We start from the raw sequence: 16,777 nt of genomic DNA, 5'->3' as shown, positions 1-16,777 counted from the left end.
GATTAATCCCCTTTTCTTGTGGTTTCGTTCACAGCATGCGCCGTTTTGCGTTGACTCGCGACCAGCGCGGCCAGCGTGCTGATCGAGCGGAAGTGCTCGCGGGTGCGTTCGTCGTTTGCGGCGATGGTCAGCTGGTATTGTTTGCGCAGCACGATGCCGATCTCGAGCGCGTCGATCGAGTCGAGACCGATGCCGTCGGTATCGAACAACGGGGCGTCGTCGTCGATATCGGCCGGACTCAGGTCTTCCAGATCGAGGGCTTCGATCAGAAGCTGTTTAATTTCCAGTTTTAAAGAATCCATAATCGAACAGGTGCTGAGTAATGTGAGCTTCGATGGCGCTGGTCACGCTGCGCGCCGCGAGAGACGGTGAAGTGTCGTGGTCGGCGAGTTGCTCGACGCCAAGCGGCTCGAGCACGTTCACACGGATCCTGAAAGCGCGCGCCGGCACGTCATACCAGCGCATCTGCTTCGTGAACGCCGGCGGATCGCAGTCCATCAGCACCGGCACGATCGGCGCGCCGACCTTTAATGCCATGTGCGCGAACCCGCGTGAAAACGCGTGCAGCCGGTTCGGCGCGGGGCTGCGCGTGCCCTCGGGAAAAATAATCATCGTGTAGCCCGCTGCCAGCTGTCGCGCGCCGGCTTCGACGAGTTCCGACGGATCCGCGTTGCTCACATATTCCGCCGAGCGCACGATCCCCCAGAAACACGGGTTGCCCCAGTGCGCGTTTTTCACCACGCAACAGGCGCGCGGCGTGAGCGACAACAACACCATCACGTCCAGGTAGGTCGGGTGATTGGCGACCACGATCGCCGGACCGCCGGCGCGCAATGCCTGCCCACCCGATACCTCGAGCTCCATCACGCCGATGCACTGCAACACCGCGACCAGCGCGCGGAAAAACCAGTGAATCACGGTCGTCACCACGCGCTGACGCGACGCCCGGTGCGGCCACAGCCACGCGAGCGGAAACACCAGCACCGAAAACAGCACGCCGCAGATGCCGAACACCACGAAGGCCATGCCTGTCGCGCAGAACCGCCAAACGTAATCAAGCCGCGCGTTCATGCCACCTCCAATGCCAGGCCGCGCCGGCGCCTTGCCAGACGGCGGGCCTACCCGTTTCCAGACAGTGCTGCAGCGCCTGACTCTGGGTCGTGAAACGTTCTTCCGTGCTTGCCTCCTGCGCGGCCACGGCTGCCTCGTCACCCGCGCCGGACAACGTGCAGACCAGTTGCCCCGTCGCCGCTTCGCCGTTCAGCAGGATCGCGATCGCGCCGCCCTGCACTTCGTCTTCGATCGTGCCGTACGCCTGATCGGCCGGTTCGTCAGCGTACACCAGCAATACTGGTGCCCCGGGCTGCGTTGCATATTGCGCGTACGCTTCCAGCAGCGCGTAGCCGAGCGTCTCGGCGCCGGCCGAGATCGCGCTGGCAGCGGAACGATCGCCGCGCGCGATGCCGAACACGCCGGTCATGGCGTTCAGCACCGAGAGGCTGAAAGCGGTCGGCGAGACCGGATCTCCCGCGCTGATGGCACGCAGGATGTCCGTGGTGCGCCGCAATTCGCCGTGACGTGAAGCGAACACGACCCGGACCTCATCTTGCGCCACACAGTCGTGCGCTACCTTCAGGGCGACTCTGGACAGCGTGCTCAGGCGACGCCGCACGATCGGCTCGATGAAGCCGATGTCGGGTGCGGCAGATGCGGCAGCAGGCCAGCTAGACCAGCGAGCGACCGGAATGGTCCAGTGCAGATCGGGCATATCGGTGTTCGCGCGTAGAAGCGAGGAGAGGCTGAGGGCGCCTGACGGAATACGCAGCCGTCACAGCGTATGCGCGCCGCGCGGAACGACAATCTCCAGCCGGGGTCAATCCAATCTTCTTATATAGGGTTCAGCGTTTTAACGGCACGTGGCCCCGATTATTTAGGCGCCTTCGCCAATTAGTCTGATGGATTGACTCAGGCTCCCTGTGGTCGCCGGAATCATACTGAATATTGTGGATTAAATCAGCCACAAAAGACGTATCTATCTGTATCCGTATCGCAGGTGCGACGGATGCCTGGACAACGTCAAAATATAGGCCTGGCGGCCCTTGCGCGATCGTGAGCAGTCTGCAAAGCCGCCTTGCGGCGAGCTCCGCGGGCCAGATGGGCGCTGCTACGTCAGCAAATAGACGCGAATACTTTCATTTAACTTTCTAAACAAGTGTTTCGTTTCGGAACATTTCAACGCTTTGGGGCCGGCCTGCTGAGTGAAATGCCGTGCATTTTTCGATTCTCGTGCGCGACTTACGGAGGCTTACCGTAACGTCGTTTTTGCCATATCGCGGTGGCGCTACCCACTTCCGGTCAAAGACACGCTCGCGCCGGCAGCAAAGCAAAACGGCCTGGCAGAATGACCTGCCGGGCCGTTTTTGTTGCGCCGCAGCGCATACTGTTCGCCGTGCCGGTGCAGTGCTTACAGTGCTTTTTGCGCTTACTGCACGACTTTCGCACCCGGCGCCGAGGCTGGTGCAGCCGCGGGCGCGGCACCCGTCGTCGCGACTTCGTTCGAGACCCCGCCGTTCTTGTCGACGGGAAGCTTCACGGTATGGACGACGCCGTTGCCGAGCGGGAAGTCCGCCAGCGCGCTGCGCGCCAGATACGGCATGGCTCTCACCAGCGACGATTCTTCGTCCGAGTTGCGCGCCGTCACGTTATAGACCTCTTTGCCGCTGGCTCGCTCGGTAATCCGCACGCCGAGCAGGTGCGTGAAGATCGGGTAACTCTGGTTCACATAGGCGGTCGGAAACGCACCCCACGGTCCCCACGGATCGAACGGCCGGCCCCAGTACGGCGCCGGCCAGGGGTTGTAATACACCGGCTGCGCAACCGTCACCATGTCCGAGCGAATCCCGTAGGAGAGCCCGACCAGATAACGCGCCTGGGACGTGTCGACCTGACGGAACGCATGCGTGGCGAGTTCGTTGCCGACGAGGCGCTCGTAGGTGGTGAGTTCAAGATTGTTCTGCTGATCGCCCGCCCGTGTGAACGCATAGGTACGGCTGGCGTCGTTGCCGCTCCAGTCGGAGAACGCCGTGACCTGCGAGGTCACGTAACTCGTGCAGCCCGACAGCAGCACCGTCAGCGTGGCCAGCAGCAGTGTGGCGCGGCGGGTCCATCGATTAATGTTCATGGTCTACCTCTTAAGGCCTTTAGTTTGCTTCTGGATTGTTAGCGTTGCGCCTGTCGCCACTCGATTTCAACGACGCGCTGGCCTTTTTTATTCCACGCGCGCGCCGATAATACGCTGACCAGGCGAATCGGCAAAAAGTTCGAGCCGCACAATCCGCCGAGCCTTTGTACAATGGCTCGACAAGCCCGGCTCGCGCGCCATAAGCACGCTTGACGGCTCGAGTCCCATCACTACAGAACGCCATGGCCGATACCGCAACGCCCAATGTGATCCGCCGCGCCGATTACGCGCCGCCCGCCTTCCTGATCGACACCGTCGCACTGGAGTTCGATCTGATCCCCGAACGCACCGTCGTCAGGAACACGATGCGGGTGCGCCGCAACCCGGACGCGTCCCACGCCTCGAATTTCGAACTGATGGGCGAACAACTCGAGTTCGTCAGCGCCACGATCGACGGCGCCCCGTTCGCCCAAGCGCATGCGCACGAACACGGCCTTACGCTCGACAACGTGCCGGATAGCTTCGAGCTCACGCTCACCAGCATCTGCAATCCGGCGGAAAACACCACGCTGTCGGGCCTGTATGTGTCGGGCGGCAACTTCTTCACGCAGTGCGAGGCCGAGGGCTTTCGCCGCATCACCTATTTCCTCGACCGCCCCGACGTGATGGCGACCTTCACGGTCACGCTGCGCGCCAGCAAGGCCGACTATCCGGTGCTGCTGTCGAACGGCAATCTGCTCGAAGAAGGCGATCTGCCGGACGGCCGCCATTTCGCCCGCTGGGAAGATCCGTTCAGGAAGCCGAGCTATCTGTTCGCGCTGGTCGCCGGCAAACTGGTCGCGCTCGAAGAACGCGTGAAGAGCGGTTCGGGCAAGGAAAAGCTGTTGCAGGTGTGGGTCGAACCGCACGACCTGGACAAGACCCGTCACGCCATGGATTCGCTGATCAACTCGATCCGCTGGGACGAGTCGCGCTTCGGGCTGGAACTGGATCTGGACCGCTTCATGATCGTCGCGGTGAGCGACTTCAACATGGGCGCGATGGAGAACAAGGGGCTCAACATCTTCAACACGAAGTACGTGCTGGCGAACCCCGAAACGGCAACGGACACCGACTTCGCGAATATCGAGGCGGTGGTCGGCCACGAGTACTTCCACAACTGGACCGGCAACCGCGTGACGTGCCGCGACTGGTTCCAGCTGAGTCTGAAAGAAGGCCTGACGGTGTTCCGCGATCAGGAGTTCTCGGCCGACATGGCGGGCGGCGCGACCGATGAAGCCGCGCGCGCCACCAAACGCATCGAAGACGTGCGCGTACTGCGGCAGATGCAGTTCGCCGAAGACGCGGGTCCGATGGCGCACCCAGTGCGCCCGGAAAGCTACGTCGAGATCAACAACTTCTACACGATGACGGTCTACGAAAAAGGCTCGGAAGTCGTGCGGATGTATCAAACGCTGTTCGGCCGCGACGGTTTCCGCAAAGGCATGGACCTGTACTTCAAGCGTCATGACGGCCAGGCTGTGACCTGCGACGACTTCCGTCACGCGCTCGCCGATGCGAACGGCCGTGATCTCGCGCAATTCGAGCGCTGGTACAGCCAGGCCGGCACGCCGCGCGTGTCCGTGCGCACGCAATACGACGCCGCGCAGCAGCGCTACAGCGTGACGCTCACGCAAGGCTACGGCGATACCGCCCCGGCCGCGCGTGAAACGCAAAAGGGTCCGCTGCTGATTCCGTTCGCGATTGGTTTGATCGGCAAGGACGGCCACGATCTGCCGCTGCAACTGGAAGGCGAAACCAGGGCGTCGGAAGCCACCACTCGCGTGCTGGAATTCACGCAGACCGAACAGACCTTCACGTTCGTCAACGTCGCGCAGGAACCACTGCCCTCGCTGCTGCGTAATTTCTCGGCGCCGGTGATCGTCGAATACGACTACTCGGCCGATCAGCTCGCTTTCCTGCTCGCGCACGACAGCGATCCGTTCAACCGCTGGGAAGCCGGTCAACGGCTCGCCACGCGCGAGCTGCTGACGCTCGCCGGGCGCGCCGCCACGGGCGTGCCGCTGCAACTCGACGACTCGGTGGTCGCGGCGTTCGCTCGCGTGCTGACCGACGAGACGCTCTCGCCCGCTTTCCGCGAACTGGCGTTGATGCTGCCGTCGGAAGCGTATCTGGCTGAACAGATGGCCGAATCGAATCCGGCTGCCGTACATGCCGCGCGGCAGTTTGTGCGCAAGCGCCTCGCGAATGCGCTCAGAGCGGACTGGCTTGCCGTGTACGAAAAGCACCGCACGCCAGGTGCGTATGAAGCGACGCCGGAGGCTTCCGGTCATCGTGCGTTGAAGAATCTTGCGCTGTCGTATCTCGCGGAACTGGACGATCCGGCTGGAGCCGTGCGGCTTGCATCCGCGCAATACGACGCCGCCAACAACATGACCGACCGCTCGGCGGCGCTCTCGGCGTTGCTCAATGCGTCGGCGGCGAACGGCGGCAGCGTGGAGGCGCAGCAGGCGCTGGACGACTTCTACCGGCGCTTCGAAAAGGAACCGCTCGTCATCGACAAGTGGTTCGCCTTGCAAGCCACGCAACGTGGCAGCGCGCAGCGTCCGGTGATCGAGATCGTGCGCAAGCTTATGGCGCATCCTGCGTTCAACCTGAAGAACCCCAACCGCGCGCGCTCGCTGATTTTCAGCTTCTGCGCCGCGAACCCTGCGCAGTTCCATGCCGAAGACGGCTCGGGCTACGCGTTCTGGGCCGAGCAGGTGATCGCGCTCGACGCCATCAATCCGCAAGTGGCCGCGCGCCTCGCCCGCTCGCTGGAATTGTGGCGCCGCTTCACGCCGACACTGCGCGACGGCATGCGCGCGGCGCTGGAGAAAGTGGCGTCGCAGGTGAAGTCGCGCGACGTGCGCGAGATCGTGGAAAAAGCGTTGGCGTGACGATCGTCTGACAGCGCTTTACGCAGCGAAAAGCCGGCACGTGTTGCCGGCTTTTTTTCGTCCTCAATTTCGCGATGAGGCGATGTGCGGACGTCAACGTTAGCCGTCTGGACGACTATTCGTATCGGCTCGACAGGGTGAAAGTAAACGCATTCATTTAACGGTTTACGTTTAACGCGATGCGTTATATCATCCCATGATCACGACATTCGGCGACAAGGCTACGGCGGCAATCTTTCAGGGCAAGTTCGTGCATTCACTGCCGCTTCATATGCAGGCGCTCGCACGCCGCAAGCTGCTCATGATCGACGCCGCCAGGTCGATCCGCAACCTGCACGCGCCGCCGGGCAATCGGCTCGAATCCTTGCAAGGCCAGCGCAGCGGGCAGTGGAGTATTCGCATCAACGCACAGTGGCGCATCTGTTTTCACTTTGTCGACGGGGAGGCGCTGAATGTCGAAATTGTCGACTATCACTGATTATTGGGAGACCGGCATGGTCATCAAACGCTCCGATCTGGGCAGCATCGATTTCTCCGACATCAGCACCGGCGAAAGTATCCCGGAAATCCACCCCGGCGAGATTCTGCGGTGCGAGTTTCTCGAGCCACTCAGCATGTCCGTCAACGCGCTCGCCCTTGCGCTGCGCGTACCGGCGCCTCGCATCAACGACATCGTGCGCGGCAAGCGCGCCATCTCGGCTGACACCGCGCTGCGGCTCGAGCGCTACTTCGGCGCGAGTGCGCAATTCTGGCTGAATCTGCAGATCGCCTACGACCTGCGGGTCGCCACCGCGGCGGCCGGCGAGCAGATCGAACGCGAGATCGAGCCGATGCCCAAGGCGAACCGGCCCAAAATGCCGAAGGTCCCCGCCGAACACGCCCGTGCCGCGGCGCTTGCCACCCATGTGGCCGGCCATGTCACGGCCATCAAGGCTCGCCGAAAAGCCTGAATTTCGCGCGCCTTTACAGCCCCTGGCGAGACGGGCGCACGCCCTTGTATCTCAAAAGCACGGAATCGACACAGCGAGCGGTTAAAATCGAGACATTCCCTAAGCCTTCCCGGAGTACAGCAATGGCTTTGCAACGTCGTACCACTCTCACGAAGTACCTGATCGAGCAGCAGCGCGAAACCAACAACCTGCCGGCCGACCTGCGCCTTTTGATCGAAGTCGTCGCGCGCGCGTGCAAGGCGATCAGCTACCACGTCAGCAAGGGCGCGCTGGGCGATGCGCTCGGCACGGCGGGCAGCGAGAACGTTCAGGGCGAAGTGCAGAAGAAGCTCGACATCCTGTCGAACGAAATCCTGCTCGAAGCGAATGAATGGGGCGGTAACCTCGCGGGCATGGCGTCCGAGGAAATGGAGCAATTCTTCCCGATCCCCGCCAACTACCCGAAGGGCGAATACCTGCTGGTGTTCGATCCGCTCGACGGCTCGTCGAACATCGACGTCAATGTGTCGATCGGCACGATCTTCTCGGTGCTGCGCTGCCCGGACGGCCAGCAGCCCACCGAACAGTCGTTCCTGCAACCCGGCACGCAGCAGGTTGCGGCAGGTTATGCGGTGTACGGCCCGCAAACCGTGCTGGTGCTGACCACCGGCAACGGTGTGAACTGCTTCACGCTCGACCGCGAACTGGGTTCGTGGGTGCTCACGCAAAGCGATATGCGCATTCCGGTCGAAACGCGCGAATATGCGATCAACGCGTCGAACGAGCGTCATTGGTATCCGCCGGTTGAGAAATACATCGGCGAGTTGAAAGACGGCAAGGACGGTTCGCGCCAGAGCGACTTCAACATGCGCTGGATCGCGTCGATGGTGGCCGACGTGCACCGTATCCTGAACCGCGGCGGCATCTTCATGTACCCGGCCGACAAGCGCACACCGGACAAGCCGGGCAAGCTGCGCCTGATGTACGAAGCGAACCCGATGGCGTTCATCGTCGAGCAGGCCGGGGGCGCCGCGACCAATGGCGAGAAGCGGATTCTGGATATACAGCCGAAAAGCCTGCACGAGCGTGTCGCCGTGTTCCTCGGCTCGAAGAACGAAGTCGACCGCGTCACGCGCTACCATCTCGAAGCAAAAAAGTGACCGCGGGGGCTTGCCAAGTTCCTGAAGAAGTCCCTATAATCTCGTTTCTCCTGATGCCGGAATAGCTCAGACGGTAGAGCAGCGCATTCGTAATGCGAAGGTCGGGGGTTCGATTCCTCTTTCCGGCACCACAAGATTCAAGCAAAAAGCCCAGTCCTCGTGACTGGGCTTTTTGCTTTTCTGTTGCCGGTTTTCAACGCGGTTTTCGCTGCAACCGGCGCCACAACGACCAACGATAGCGCCCCTTCAGCCGCCAAAATCCAGTCGATCGCTTCGCGCGGTCACGCCGAGATTGCGAACGATCATGGCGTCTTCAACGATCACGTTCTCAGCCGGCTTCATGCCATACGCCAACACCGCTTCCTGCGGCGCTGACGAGAACCACGAGATCCGGCCGGCGCACTCGATACCGACCTGACGTCCTTTCCAATAGACAGCGTTTTCCATGGCGAACTCTCTGAAGGGCGAAGACTGCCATCTTCCGCGCCGGTGTCGGCGCTTCCGTTATCCACCGCACCCTGTGCCGCAGATAGCCGCTTCAATAATAGTCGGCGGCACGATCAAGGCGAACGACAAACCAACGGCAGTTGCAGACACCACCCGGGGAGAGCCGCACGGCAGCGTATCCGACGCAACGATTCGCAGCCTGAAGCTGCAGTACCACGCGAGGTCTATCGGACTTCGCGCTTCTCCCGTAGGAAATCGATCAGCGCGCGCAGCTTGAACGGCATCTGCGCACGGCTCGCGGTGTACAGAAAAAACCCCGGAAAGCTCGGACACCACGCCTCCAGCACGCGGACCAGGCGGCCGTCTTCGAGTTGCTCCTTCACGTAGTCGTCGATCACGTGAAGGAGCCCCACGCCCTGCTCCGCCGCCCGCACCATCGTGCGCAGATCGTTGGTGACGAGGCTCCCGCGTGTCTCGACCTGGAACACGCGCGACGGATCATCAGGCTGCGCGAACTCCCATCGATAGATGCCGCCGCTAGTCGAGAAGCGGTAGCGCAAGCAATCGTGAGCGGCGAGATCAGTTGGCGTCGCCGGCGCTGGATAGCGCTCGAAGTACGCCCGCGACCCGGCTACGACAATACGGATGTCACCACTCAAGGGCACCGCCACCATGTCCTTCGCGATCCGTTCGCCGAGCCGGATACCCGCGTCGAAACCTTCGCCGACTACGTCAGCGAAACCATCGTCGAGTGTCAGATCGAGACGGATCTGCGGATAGCGGCGCGTGAACTCGGCCAGATGCGGCAACACCAGCAACTCGCTCGCGACCCTCGGCAAATTGATGCGCAGCGTGCCGGCGGGCTGGTCGCGGGTTTCATCGAGCGCCTCGAAGGCCGCTTCCAGTTCACCCAGCGCAGGCAGCACGCGGGCGAGAAAATGCGAACCAGCTTCCGTCAGCGCGACACGCCGGGTGGTCCGGTTGAACAGGCGCACATTCAACTGCGTCTCGAGCGAACGAATGCTTTGCGACAACGCCGAGGCCGTCACGCCGGTTTCCGCAGCCGCGTGCGTGAAGCTGCCGTGGCGCGCCACGCTCGCGAATGCCATCAACGCCGGCAACTGGGCTGGATCCATCGCCATCTCCATTATTAAGTCGAACTTCATAATCCTTGCAGACAGACGGCGTTTTTCCAAGTAAAGAATCGGCGCACGATAGCGCCATCGATTCAACACGTTCCGCCTGACCGCTCAAGGAGACTGACATGACGATGGATCGCTACACCCTGCTCGGCCGCTCGGGCCTTCGCGTGAGCCCGATCGCACTGGGCACGATGACCTTCGGCACCGAATGGGGCTGGGGCGCCGACGAACAAGCAGCGCAACGCCTGTTCGATCTGTACGTGGATGCCGGCGGCAACTTCATCGACACCGCGGACATGTACACCGAAGGCACCAGTGAGAAATGGCTCGGCAAGTTCGTCGCGGCGCGCGGTCTGCGCGACCGGCTCGTGATCGCCACCAAGTACGGCTACAACGCCGAGACCGGCAATCCGAACGCGGGCGGCAACCATCGCAAGAATCTGCTGCGTGCGCTCGACGGCTCGCTCAAACGCCTCGGCACCGACTACATCGACCTGTATTACCTGCACACATGGGACCGCGTCACCCCGGTGGACGAAGTCATGCGCGCGATGGACGACGCCGTGCGCGCGGGCAAGATCCGCTACGTCGGCCTGTCGGATACGCCCGCGTGGTTTGCCGGACGGGCGCAGACGCTGGCCGACTGGCGCGGCTTCGAACCAGTCGCGGCAATGCAGCTTGAATACTCGATGATCGAACGCAACGCCGAAAACGAGTTCGCCGATCTAGCCGCGAATCTGGGCATGGGCCTCGTGCCGTGGAGTCCGCTGGGTATGGGCGTGTTGTCGGGTAAGTACCGTCCTTCGCAAGGCGGAGTGGCGAGCGCTGTTTCCGGCGACGGGCGCCTCGCGAGCATGGCCAGCGCGCCACCGCCGGGATTCGACAAGCTGACCGAGCGCAATTTTCGCATCGTCGCGGAACTGGAGGCCGTTGCGAATCTGGCGGGGCGACCGATGGCGCAAGTTGCGTTGAACTGGCTGCACCAGAAGCGCGGCGTGTCGAGCATCATTGTTGGCGCGACCCGACCGGAGCAGTTGCAGGAGTCGCTCGGCTCGCTCGATTTCACGCTCGCGCCGGAATTGGTCGCACGACTCAACGCCATCTCGGCACCTGCCCGTCCATTCCCGTACTACATGTTTGCTGATGGTCATCAGGCGCGGATTCATGGCCAGGTCGAAGTCGCCGACAAACCTGCGGCCTACTCCGCACCCGTGACAATTCCGGCGCCGACCGCGTAAAAAGTCGTCCACCTTGAGCGCCGTTCGTCTGGAACGCGGTGCTTTTTATTTGCAAAAAATAGTCAGAAAAGTATTCCCATTCGTCAACGAAGTCGCGCAATCGTTCGTTTACAAACAATTAGGGGGCTGAATGAACGCGCTGAACCAATCGGTAATAAACGAACGTTCGGACTAACGCGGAGAAAATCCTTCCGATGCGGCAGCGCACAAAAATCGCCGTGGTTTGTTCATATCAACGGATTTGAACACGCGATGCTGTGACGCAACAGAGATAATGCGCGGAAGGCGCGTGGGGCAAGGCTGAGAGGGGAACGGAAGAGATATCGGACTGTTTTTGATTGGCCGCGGCAAATTCAGTTCTGCGCAGTCAACCGGCAAATTCTATTCAAACATTCCGTTCCAATGTAAGGCTGTACCGTTAAAGCAACACACATCATGTGAGCCGCATCAGACGCTGGTGCAAAACGGGGACCGAGGCAGATAATCGGTTTGTAAAGGAGAGAGATCATGGATGCCAAACCACCGAAGATTCCGACCCCGGATAAAGTTTTTAGTCCGGATCCGGAACCCGCTGGCGTCGAGTTTCTGGGTGCCGAACTGCCCGAGCATGTTCGCGCATTTTTCGACGAACAACGTAAGTCGTGCGACTCGAAGTGATTGTGCAGTGGCGCAATGCAGCATCAGCGTCCGCGCGTCCGGCGCGCGGCGAAGATTCGCACGCGCCCCTACGATTGTCGTTTGCCGCTTTCGGGGTGCGGGTTACGCCTGCTTGATTGCGACGCCTGGCTGATCTGGCCCGGCGCAAGTGATAGCACTCGTCCCTCACTCGTCTCTGCCAGGCGCCTTTAAATATCCCCGCAGTTTGCTATTCGGTTGTTCAGCACGCCCGCTTGATCCGCGCATCGTCTATTCTTCTGGTTTTTCTTCCGCGGCCACTGGCCACTCCCGCCTTCCATGAATCGCTCGTATCGCTTTGGAGCGTCATGCGCGCTCGCGTTGTTCGCCGCGCTTGCGCTCGCGCCCGCCCCAGCCGTCGCGGATGGCGACGACACCGCTCTCACCAATCTGATCGCACTGGCTTCGCAACGTCTCGCGCTAGCGGAGCCCGTTGCGCGCTGGAAGTGGGCGAATCACCAGGCGATTACGGACACGCCGCGCGAGAATGCATTGCTCGCCGACGTCGAAAAGCGCGCCGTTGCAGCGAACGTCGATCCAGCGTTTGCGCGCGCCTTCTTCCAGGATCAGATCGACGCCAGCAAGGACGTGCAAAACGCGCTGTTTGATACCTGGCGTAGCACGCGGCCGCCCGAGGGCCCTGCGCCCGACCTCGCTAGCAGCACGCGGCCGCAGTTGGACCGACTGACGCAATCGCTCGTGGCCGGACTCGCGCGCGTGCAACCGCTGCGCACGGCGCAGGATTGTCCGTCGCGCGTGGCGCAATCGCTGGCTAACTGGAAATCGCTGACGCGCTATGACTCGACCCATTCGAGCGCGTTGACGCGCGCTCTCGGCCACGTGTGCGAAGCGGGTGGAGTCGGTGCGACGGGCTGATCGCTTGGGGCGGTCGAACGGTGTCTGAAACACCGATCGGTCCGCCGCTCTCAGGTGTGGATTGAAGCGGCCCTGAGGAGCGGGTTGTTGCTCAAAACCCGAGTTAGGCCAGACTCGGCACAGGCGTGCCGCTGGAAACGCTCAAGGGCATCACGCGCAAGCCGCGCGCCAGATGGCTTTGCAAAAGACGATAGGTCGACAGTTCGAACGTTCCGCCCGCGCTCGACGCATACAGCTCCGCCGCTTGGGCGAGCGAAGGCGCATGCCCAAGGTAACGCCACCGGTCGACAACATGAAAAGCGCGCGCGTGCGACACGTCTTCACGCTCCTCAAATACGATCGGACCTTCGAACGGCCAGGGTGCATCCACCGGATCGCTCTTCAAGACACGTGGCACCCGGTTATGGCCCGGACGCAGCGTTGCGATCCATTGCGCCTCTGCAAGCATGGCACCCAGTTCGCCACCGGTCGCGCGCCACTCGACACGCCGAACCTGTTGCGCAAGCCTCACATCCTTCGACGAACGCCGTTCACCCGTTAAGTGCGAGCGCAGCCGCTGACGCACACGCACGCTTCGCCCGACATAGAGCGGCAGATCGTCTTCTCCATAGAACGCATAGACACCGCATCCGGCCGGCGCCGTGTCGAGCAGATCCTCGGTGATATCGCCGGCAAGCCGGTAGCGCCGCGTAGTGCGCTCGATCTGCGCCTGCAAGACGTCCGGAGGTACAAGACCGCCATGCAGACGTTGCCAGAACTGCCAGATCAGATCGGCGTCGGCGAGTGCACGGTGACGATCGGACGGGACGAGACCATGACGCTCCACCAACGCATCGAGCCCATGGCGCTTTTCCGCCGGAAACAACGCGCGCGACAGGCGCACGGTGCACAACACATCCGGATCGAACGCGAGTCCGGCCCGGCGAAACTCCCCACGCAGAAAACCGCGATCGAAACTGGCGTTGTGCGCGACGAACAGTTTGCCGTTCAGGCGCTCGAACAATGCCGGCGCGATAACGTCGAAAGTAGGCGCGCCTCGCACCATCGCATTCGTGATGCCGGTGAGCTGCTGAATGAAGGAAGGAATCGGTTGCTGCGGGTCGACCAGGCTGCTCCAACGCGACACACCGGCCGGTCCTATTTCAACCACGCCGACTTCGGTGATGCGATGCTCACTGGTCGAGCCGCCGGTGGTTTCAAGGTCGACGAAGACGATCGGCACATCTAGGGCCGGTTGCGGCAGAAACTGTTCAGACATGGAAAAGGATACTTTGGACGCGTGGCTTTGCGGCAAGTATGCACCAGTTAGCCGCTGCGCACCCAGCCAGTATTGCTTTGCCCTTGTCGTCGTGCGGCGCAAAGACTGCATTCCTGCACGACCTGCGATTCCCTCATAAAGCCGTTAATTATTATATTTTTATGCTGGCGATTTTAGATTCCAGGGCGAAATTTTACGCCCCTAATCTTCCCCAGATTAATTCGAACCAGGTAGTTAATCGCGTATGCCGCGATGATAATAACCAATGCCCATAAAAAAAGCCTCCGCGTCTTGCGGAGGCTTTCCGGCGATCAGGCTGCCCGGCGACATACTCAGAGCAGCGCGGTGCGACTTACAGCGGTTGAATGTTCGCCGCTTGCTTGCCCTTCGGGCCTGCCTTGACCTCAAAGGAGACGCGCTGGCTTTCCTTCAACGACTTGAAGCCTTCAGTGCGGATCTCCGAAAAGTGCGCGAACAGGTCTTCGCCACCCGAATCCGATGTAATGAAGCCAAAGCCCTTAGCATCGTTGAACCATTTAACAATACCAGTTTCCATATTCCAGCTTCCCTCGAGGATTTATCAAAATCGGGGCATTGCCCTCAAACTGCATTTCCTGGCCATTTCATCCGCGATCGGGCATTTGTGAAGCCCTCAGCACTTCCATATCTGGCAATTGAAATTCAGCTTTGCTGTTATACGAGGAACGAAGAATCAACGTCAAGCGAATTTTGCATATTCACTTAGCACGCCGCGCGATAAGTCAATGCCAAATGAATCAGAGGAATTCCAACAGCATATTCAGCAAAAACCGGATAACTTTTCACGTCAATATTACTCGCTCGATATCACCCATCAGCGATATCGGAAAAAATTTCGGCATGCCCACGCGAATATGTAACAAAGGATGTTTTCAGTAAGTGTTTGTCCGAGTTGTTGCGCCGCACTCATGCCAGCATGATGGAAATCAGTACCGAGAAGTAATGCGCGTCAGGAGATTGCCATGCTGTTCAATGAATTCCGTCGCCTCATCGCCTGGTTCACCCAATCGCACAGAAGGACAGTTCCCGCGCAATCCGAGCCGGCCGCCCCGTCACCCTCGGCCTTCGAAGTCGATCCCATGTGGCATGGGGACCACTGGCAAAACCTGCTCTCGTCCCCCATGGATGCGCGTCGCTACGTGATGGAAGACTGGAGTGTCTCGGTGGCAACCGACTGGAGTGATGTGGACGGTGCCGCGCCGGCGCACTGACTAACGCCGTCGAATCCACAATCGGTAGGCAAAAAAAAGCGCGACTGGGAAGTCGCGCCGACAAAGGTTTGGAGATCTTTTTCGTCAACGAAAAAGTCTGCTTCGGAAAGCAGAGATTTCAGTATAACGGCTTAGTCGAAATCGATTATTCGCATAATCGACAACCATCTATTGCTATAGCGACAACAATCCTTTTTTACGATTTATTGCGTTGTTTTTTTGCATCGATTGCTGTAGCAAATGTGCAACGCGATTCAGTTGACTCCCCTCTCACCCCCCACTCAATAACGCTGCAAGCCTTTATCAGCAAGGCTTAAACGGTATTCGTATATCGTTTCATATCCAGTAATACTTTATTGCGAAAATCGGAACATCCGCTTTGCAAGCGTCTCTCTACACTCTGCGTAACCGGAAACCGGCGCGCGTGCTGTACAGCGCGCTTCTCATGCGGATTTCGCCTCTCGCAGCGCCCGCGTGATGGTCTCCTTAAGCCTGGGTTCAACGCCCACTCTAGCTCTCGGAGTTACAAGATGAAAAAGACTCTCATGGTCGCGGCCCTCACGGGCGTTTTTGCAACGGCAGCGCATGCCCAGAGCAGCGTCACGCTGTATGGCTTGATCGACGCCGGCATCACCTATACCAATAACCAGCACGGCCACAGCAACTGGCAAGAAACGAGCGGCTCGGTGAACGGCAGCCGTTGGGGCTTGCGTGGTTCTGAAGACCTCGGTGGCGGTCTCAAGGCCATCTTCACGTTGGAAAACGGCTTCGGCATCAATGACGGCACGCTGAAACAAGGTGGCCGCGAATTTGGTCGTCAAGCGTTCGTCGGTCTGACGAGCGACCAGTTCGGCGCCGTGACCCTCGGCCGTCAATACGACAGCATGGTCGACTACGTGGGCCCTCTGGCACTGACCGGCACGCAATACGGCGGCACGCAGTTCGCGCATCCGTTCGATAACGACAACCTGAACAACTCGTTCCGCGTCAACAACTCGGTCAAGTACCAGAGCGTGAACTACGGCGGCTTCAAGTTCGGCGGCATGTACGGTTTCTCGAACCAGGCTGACGGCTTCGCCAACAACCGTGCTTACAGCGCGGGCGCATCGTATAACTGGGGCGGCCTGAACCTCGCTGCTGCTTACCTGCAACTGAACAGCAACGGCGCAACTGGCGCAGCTGCAGCGTTCAATTCGGGCGGCGCAGTGTCGAGCGACAACACGTTCTTTGCTGCTCGCCAGCAAACGTGGGGCGCAGGTGCTAACTATGCATTCGGCCCGGCTACCGTCGGCCTCGTGTACTCGCAAACGAATCTGTCGGGTCTGGCTGGCATCGGTGCAGGCGCATCGGGTCAAACAGGCGGTATCGGCGGCTTCGGCGGCAGCAGCGCTCACTTCCAGAACTTCGAAGCTAACGCTCGCTACGCGCTGACGCCGGCAGTGAGCATCGCCGGTTCGTACACGTACACCCGTGCAAGCCTGGCCGGCACGCGTCCGCACTGGAACCAGTTCAACCTGCAAACCGCGTACGCGCTGTCCAAGCGTACGGACGTGTACCTGCAAGGCGAATACCAGCAAGTCAACGAAAACGCCGTCGTCGATGCAGACATCAACGGTCTGGGCGCTTCGGGCAACAACAAGCAAGTCGCTGTAACCGCAGGTCTGCGTCACCGCTTCTAAAGC

17 protein-coding genes and 1 tRNA gene are annotated in these 16,777 nt (G+C 60.6%); 10 read left to right on the top strand and 8 right to left on the bottom strand.

What is annotated here, in order from left to right; translation table 11 throughout:
* Positions 1-2: 2 nt before the first annotated feature.
* The 4 genes from M0D68_RS22065 to M0D68_RS22050 form a co-directional block, all read right to left on the bottom strand.
* Entirely contained in the window at positions 3-302 is a 300-nt protein-coding gene (locus tag M0D68_RS22065; protein WP_200618124.1) for a phosphopantetheine-binding protein, read from the bottom strand.
* A complete protein-coding gene (locus tag M0D68_RS22060) occupies positions 277-1,071 on the bottom strand; it encodes a 1-acyl-sn-glycerol-3-phosphate acyltransferase (protein ID WP_200618123.1) in 795 nt (264 codons plus the stop codon). The genes M0D68_RS22065 and M0D68_RS22060 overlap by 26 nt, the downstream gene beginning before the upstream one ends.
* On the bottom strand, positions 1,055-1,768 hold the full coding sequence (locus tag M0D68_RS22055; protein WP_093639090.1) for a beta-ketoacyl synthase chain length factor: 714 nt from the start codon (positions 1,766-1,768) through the stop codon (positions 1,055-1,057). Before M0D68_RS22055 ends, M0D68_RS22060 begins: the two co-directional genes overlap by 17 nt.
* A 714-nt stretch (positions 1,769-2,482) precedes the next feature.
* Positions 2,483-3,181 (bottom strand): DUF4136 domain-containing protein, encoded by a 699-nt coding sequence (locus tag M0D68_RS22050; RefSeq protein ID WP_200618122.1) that lies wholly within the window; start codon positions 3,179-3,181, stop codon positions 2,483-2,485.
* A 242-nt stretch (positions 3,182-3,423) separates the two neighbouring features.
* Here M0D68_RS22050 and pepN point away from each other — a divergent pair, with 242 nt between their 5' ends.
* From pepN to M0D68_RS22025, 5 genes are all read left to right on the top strand, one after another.
* Positions 3,424-6,120, top strand: coding sequence for an aminopeptidase N (gene pepN, locus M0D68_RS22045; protein ID WP_200618121.1), 2,697 nt, complete (start codon positions 3,424-3,426; stop codon positions 6,118-6,120).
* Between the two features lie 196 nt (positions 6,121-6,316).
* Positions 6,317-6,598 (top strand): type II toxin-antitoxin system RelE/ParE family toxin, encoded by a 282-nt coding sequence (locus tag M0D68_RS22040; protein WP_200564691.1) that lies wholly within the window; start codon positions 6,317-6,319, stop codon positions 6,596-6,598.
* 16 nt (positions 6,599-6,614) lie between these two features.
* Entirely contained in the window at positions 6,615-7,070 is a 456-nt protein-coding gene (locus M0D68_RS22035) for a HigA family addiction module antitoxin (RefSeq protein WP_200618120.1), read from the top strand.
* Positions 7,071-7,192: 122 nt separating this feature from the next.
* Positions 7,193-8,209, top strand: coding sequence for a class 1 fructose-bisphosphatase (locus M0D68_RS22030; RefSeq protein ID WP_093639075.1), 1,017 nt, complete (start codon positions 7,193-7,195; stop codon positions 8,207-8,209).
* Between the two features lie 55 nt (positions 8,210-8,264).
* Positions 8,265-8,340 (top strand) — tRNA-Thr (locus M0D68_RS22025).
* A 115-nt stretch (positions 8,341-8,455) separates the two neighbouring features.
* On the opposite strand, the gene M0D68_RS22020 is transcribed toward M0D68_RS22025, so the two are convergent.
* Together M0D68_RS22020 and M0D68_RS22015 are read right to left on the bottom strand one after the other, a co-directional pair.
* Complete coding sequence (locus tag M0D68_RS22020) at positions 8,456-8,656, bottom strand: hypothetical protein (RefSeq protein ID WP_093639072.1); 201 nt, start codon at positions 8,654-8,656, stop codon at positions 8,456-8,458.
* Between the two features lie 224 nt (positions 8,657-8,880).
* Positions 8,881-9,792, bottom strand: coding sequence for a LysR family transcriptional regulator (locus M0D68_RS22015; RefSeq protein WP_307852661.1), 912 nt, complete (start codon positions 9,790-9,792; stop codon positions 8,881-8,883).
* Positions 9,793-9,920: 128 nt separating this feature from the next.
* Between M0D68_RS22015 and M0D68_RS22010 the strand changes: the two genes are divergently transcribed.
* The 3 genes from M0D68_RS22010 (at position 9,921) to M0D68_RS22000 (ending at position 12,587) form a co-directional block, all read left to right on the top strand.
* Positions 9,921-11,036 carry an aldo/keto reductase gene (locus M0D68_RS22010; RefSeq protein WP_200618119.1) on the top strand — a complete coding sequence of 372 codons (1,116 nt, stop codon included), beginning with the start codon at positions 9,921-9,923 and terminating at the stop codon, positions 11,034-11,036.
* 507 nt (positions 11,037-11,543) lie between these two features.
* Entirely contained in the window at positions 11,544-11,693 is a 150-nt protein-coding gene (locus M0D68_RS22005; RefSeq protein ID WP_028200145.1) for a hypothetical protein, read from the top strand.
* Between the two features lie 297 nt (positions 11,694-11,990).
* On the top strand, positions 11,991-12,587 hold the full coding sequence (locus tag M0D68_RS22000) for a chorismate mutase (protein ID WP_200618118.1): 597 nt from the start codon (positions 11,991-11,993) through the stop codon (positions 12,585-12,587).
* Between the two features lie 103 nt (positions 12,588-12,690).
* Here the strand turns inward: M0D68_RS22000 and M0D68_RS21995 are convergent, their stop codons facing one another.
* Together M0D68_RS21995 and M0D68_RS21990 are read right to left on the bottom strand one after the other, a co-directional pair.
* Positions 12,691-13,845, bottom strand: a complete 1,155-nt coding sequence (locus M0D68_RS21995) for an exonuclease domain-containing protein (protein ID WP_200618117.1) — start codon at positions 13,843-13,845, stop codon at positions 12,691-12,693.
* 352 nt (positions 13,846-14,197) lie between these two features.
* Positions 14,198-14,401 (bottom strand): cold-shock protein, encoded by a 204-nt coding sequence (locus tag M0D68_RS21990; protein ID WP_054037310.1) that lies wholly within the window; start codon positions 14,399-14,401, stop codon positions 14,198-14,200.
* 445 nt (positions 14,402-14,846) lie between these two features.
* On the opposite strand from M0D68_RS21990, the gene M0D68_RS21985 reads away from it, so the two are divergent.
* Both M0D68_RS21985 and M0D68_RS21980 read left to right on the top strand, forming a co-directional pair.
* Positions 14,847-15,095, top strand: coding sequence for a hypothetical protein (locus tag M0D68_RS21985; protein WP_093639059.1), 249 nt, complete (start codon positions 14,847-14,849; stop codon positions 15,093-15,095).
* 530 nt (positions 15,096-15,625) lie between these two features.
* A complete protein-coding gene (locus M0D68_RS21980; protein ID WP_200618116.1) occupies positions 15,626-16,774 on the top strand; it encodes a porin in 1,149 nt (382 codons plus the stop codon).
* The last annotated feature ends 3 nt before the right edge of the window (positions 16,775-16,777 follow it).

This window comes from Paraburkholderia sp. SEWSISQ10-3 4 (genome assembly GCF_030464785.1).
GTDB classification, from domain to species: Bacteria; Pseudomonadota; Gammaproteobacteria; order Burkholderiales; family Burkholderiaceae; genus Paraburkholderia; species Paraburkholderia aspalathi.
The sequence above is the reverse complement of the archived record's forward strand: the minus strand, read 5'-3'. Positions and strand labels throughout refer to the sequence as shown.

Bases quoted from the DNA above. Each gene is read 5' to 3' on its own strand.
- M0D68_RS22065 (WP_200618124.1), bottom strand. From the start codon at position 302: ATGGATTCTTTAAAACTGGAAATTAAACAGCTTCTGATCGAAGCCCTC.
- M0D68_RS22060 (WP_200618123.1), bottom strand. From the start codon at position 1,071: ATGAACGCGCGGCTTGATTACGTTTGGCGGTTCTGCGCGACAGGCATG.
- M0D68_RS22055 (WP_093639090.1), bottom strand. From the start codon at position 1,768: ATGCCCGATCTGCACTGGACCATTCCGGTCGCTCGCTGGTCTAGCTGG.
- M0D68_RS22050 (WP_200618122.1), bottom strand. From the start codon at position 3,181: ATGAACATTAATCGATGGACCCGCCGCGCCACACTGCTGCTGGCCACG.
- pepN (WP_200618121.1), top strand. From the start codon at position 3,424: ATGGCCGATACCGCAACGCCCAATGTGATCCGCCGCGCCGATTACGCG.
- M0D68_RS22040 (WP_200564691.1), top strand. From the start codon at position 6,317: ATGATCACGACATTCGGCGACAAGGCTACGGCGGCAATCTTTCAGGGC.
- M0D68_RS22035 (WP_200618120.1), top strand. From the start codon at position 6,615: ATGGTCATCAAACGCTCCGATCTGGGCAGCATCGATTTCTCCGACATC.
- M0D68_RS22030 (WP_093639075.1), top strand. From the start codon at position 7,193: ATGGCTTTGCAACGTCGTACCACTCTCACGAAGTACCTGATCGAGCAG.
- M0D68_RS22020 (WP_093639072.1), bottom strand. From the start codon at position 8,656: ATGGAAAACGCTGTCTATTGGAAAGGACGTCAGGTCGGTATCGAGTGC.
- M0D68_RS22015 (WP_307852661.1), bottom strand. From the start codon at position 9,792: ATGGATCCAGCCCAGTTGCCGGCGTTGATGGCATTCGCGAGCGTGGCG.
- M0D68_RS22010 (WP_200618119.1), top strand. From the start codon at position 9,921: ATGACGATGGATCGCTACACCCTGCTCGGCCGCTCGGGCCTTCGCGTG.
- M0D68_RS22005 (WP_028200145.1), top strand. From the start codon at position 11,544: ATGGATGCCAAACCACCGAAGATTCCGACCCCGGATAAAGTTTTTAGT.
- M0D68_RS22000 (WP_200618118.1), top strand. From the start codon at position 11,991: ATGAATCGCTCGTATCGCTTTGGAGCGTCATGCGCGCTCGCGTTGTTC.
- M0D68_RS21995 (WP_200618117.1), bottom strand. From the start codon at position 13,845: ATGTCTGAACAGTTTCTGCCGCAACCGGCCCTAGATGTGCCGATCGTC.
- M0D68_RS21990 (WP_054037310.1), bottom strand. From the start codon at position 14,401: ATGGAAACTGGTATTGTTAAATGGTTCAACGATGCTAAGGGCTTTGGC.
- M0D68_RS21985 (WP_093639059.1), top strand. From the start codon at position 14,847: ATGCTGTTCAATGAATTCCGTCGCCTCATCGCCTGGTTCACCCAATCG.
- M0D68_RS21980 (WP_200618116.1), top strand. From the start codon at position 15,626: ATGAAAAAGACTCTCATGGTCGCGGCCCTCACGGGCGTTTTTGCAACG.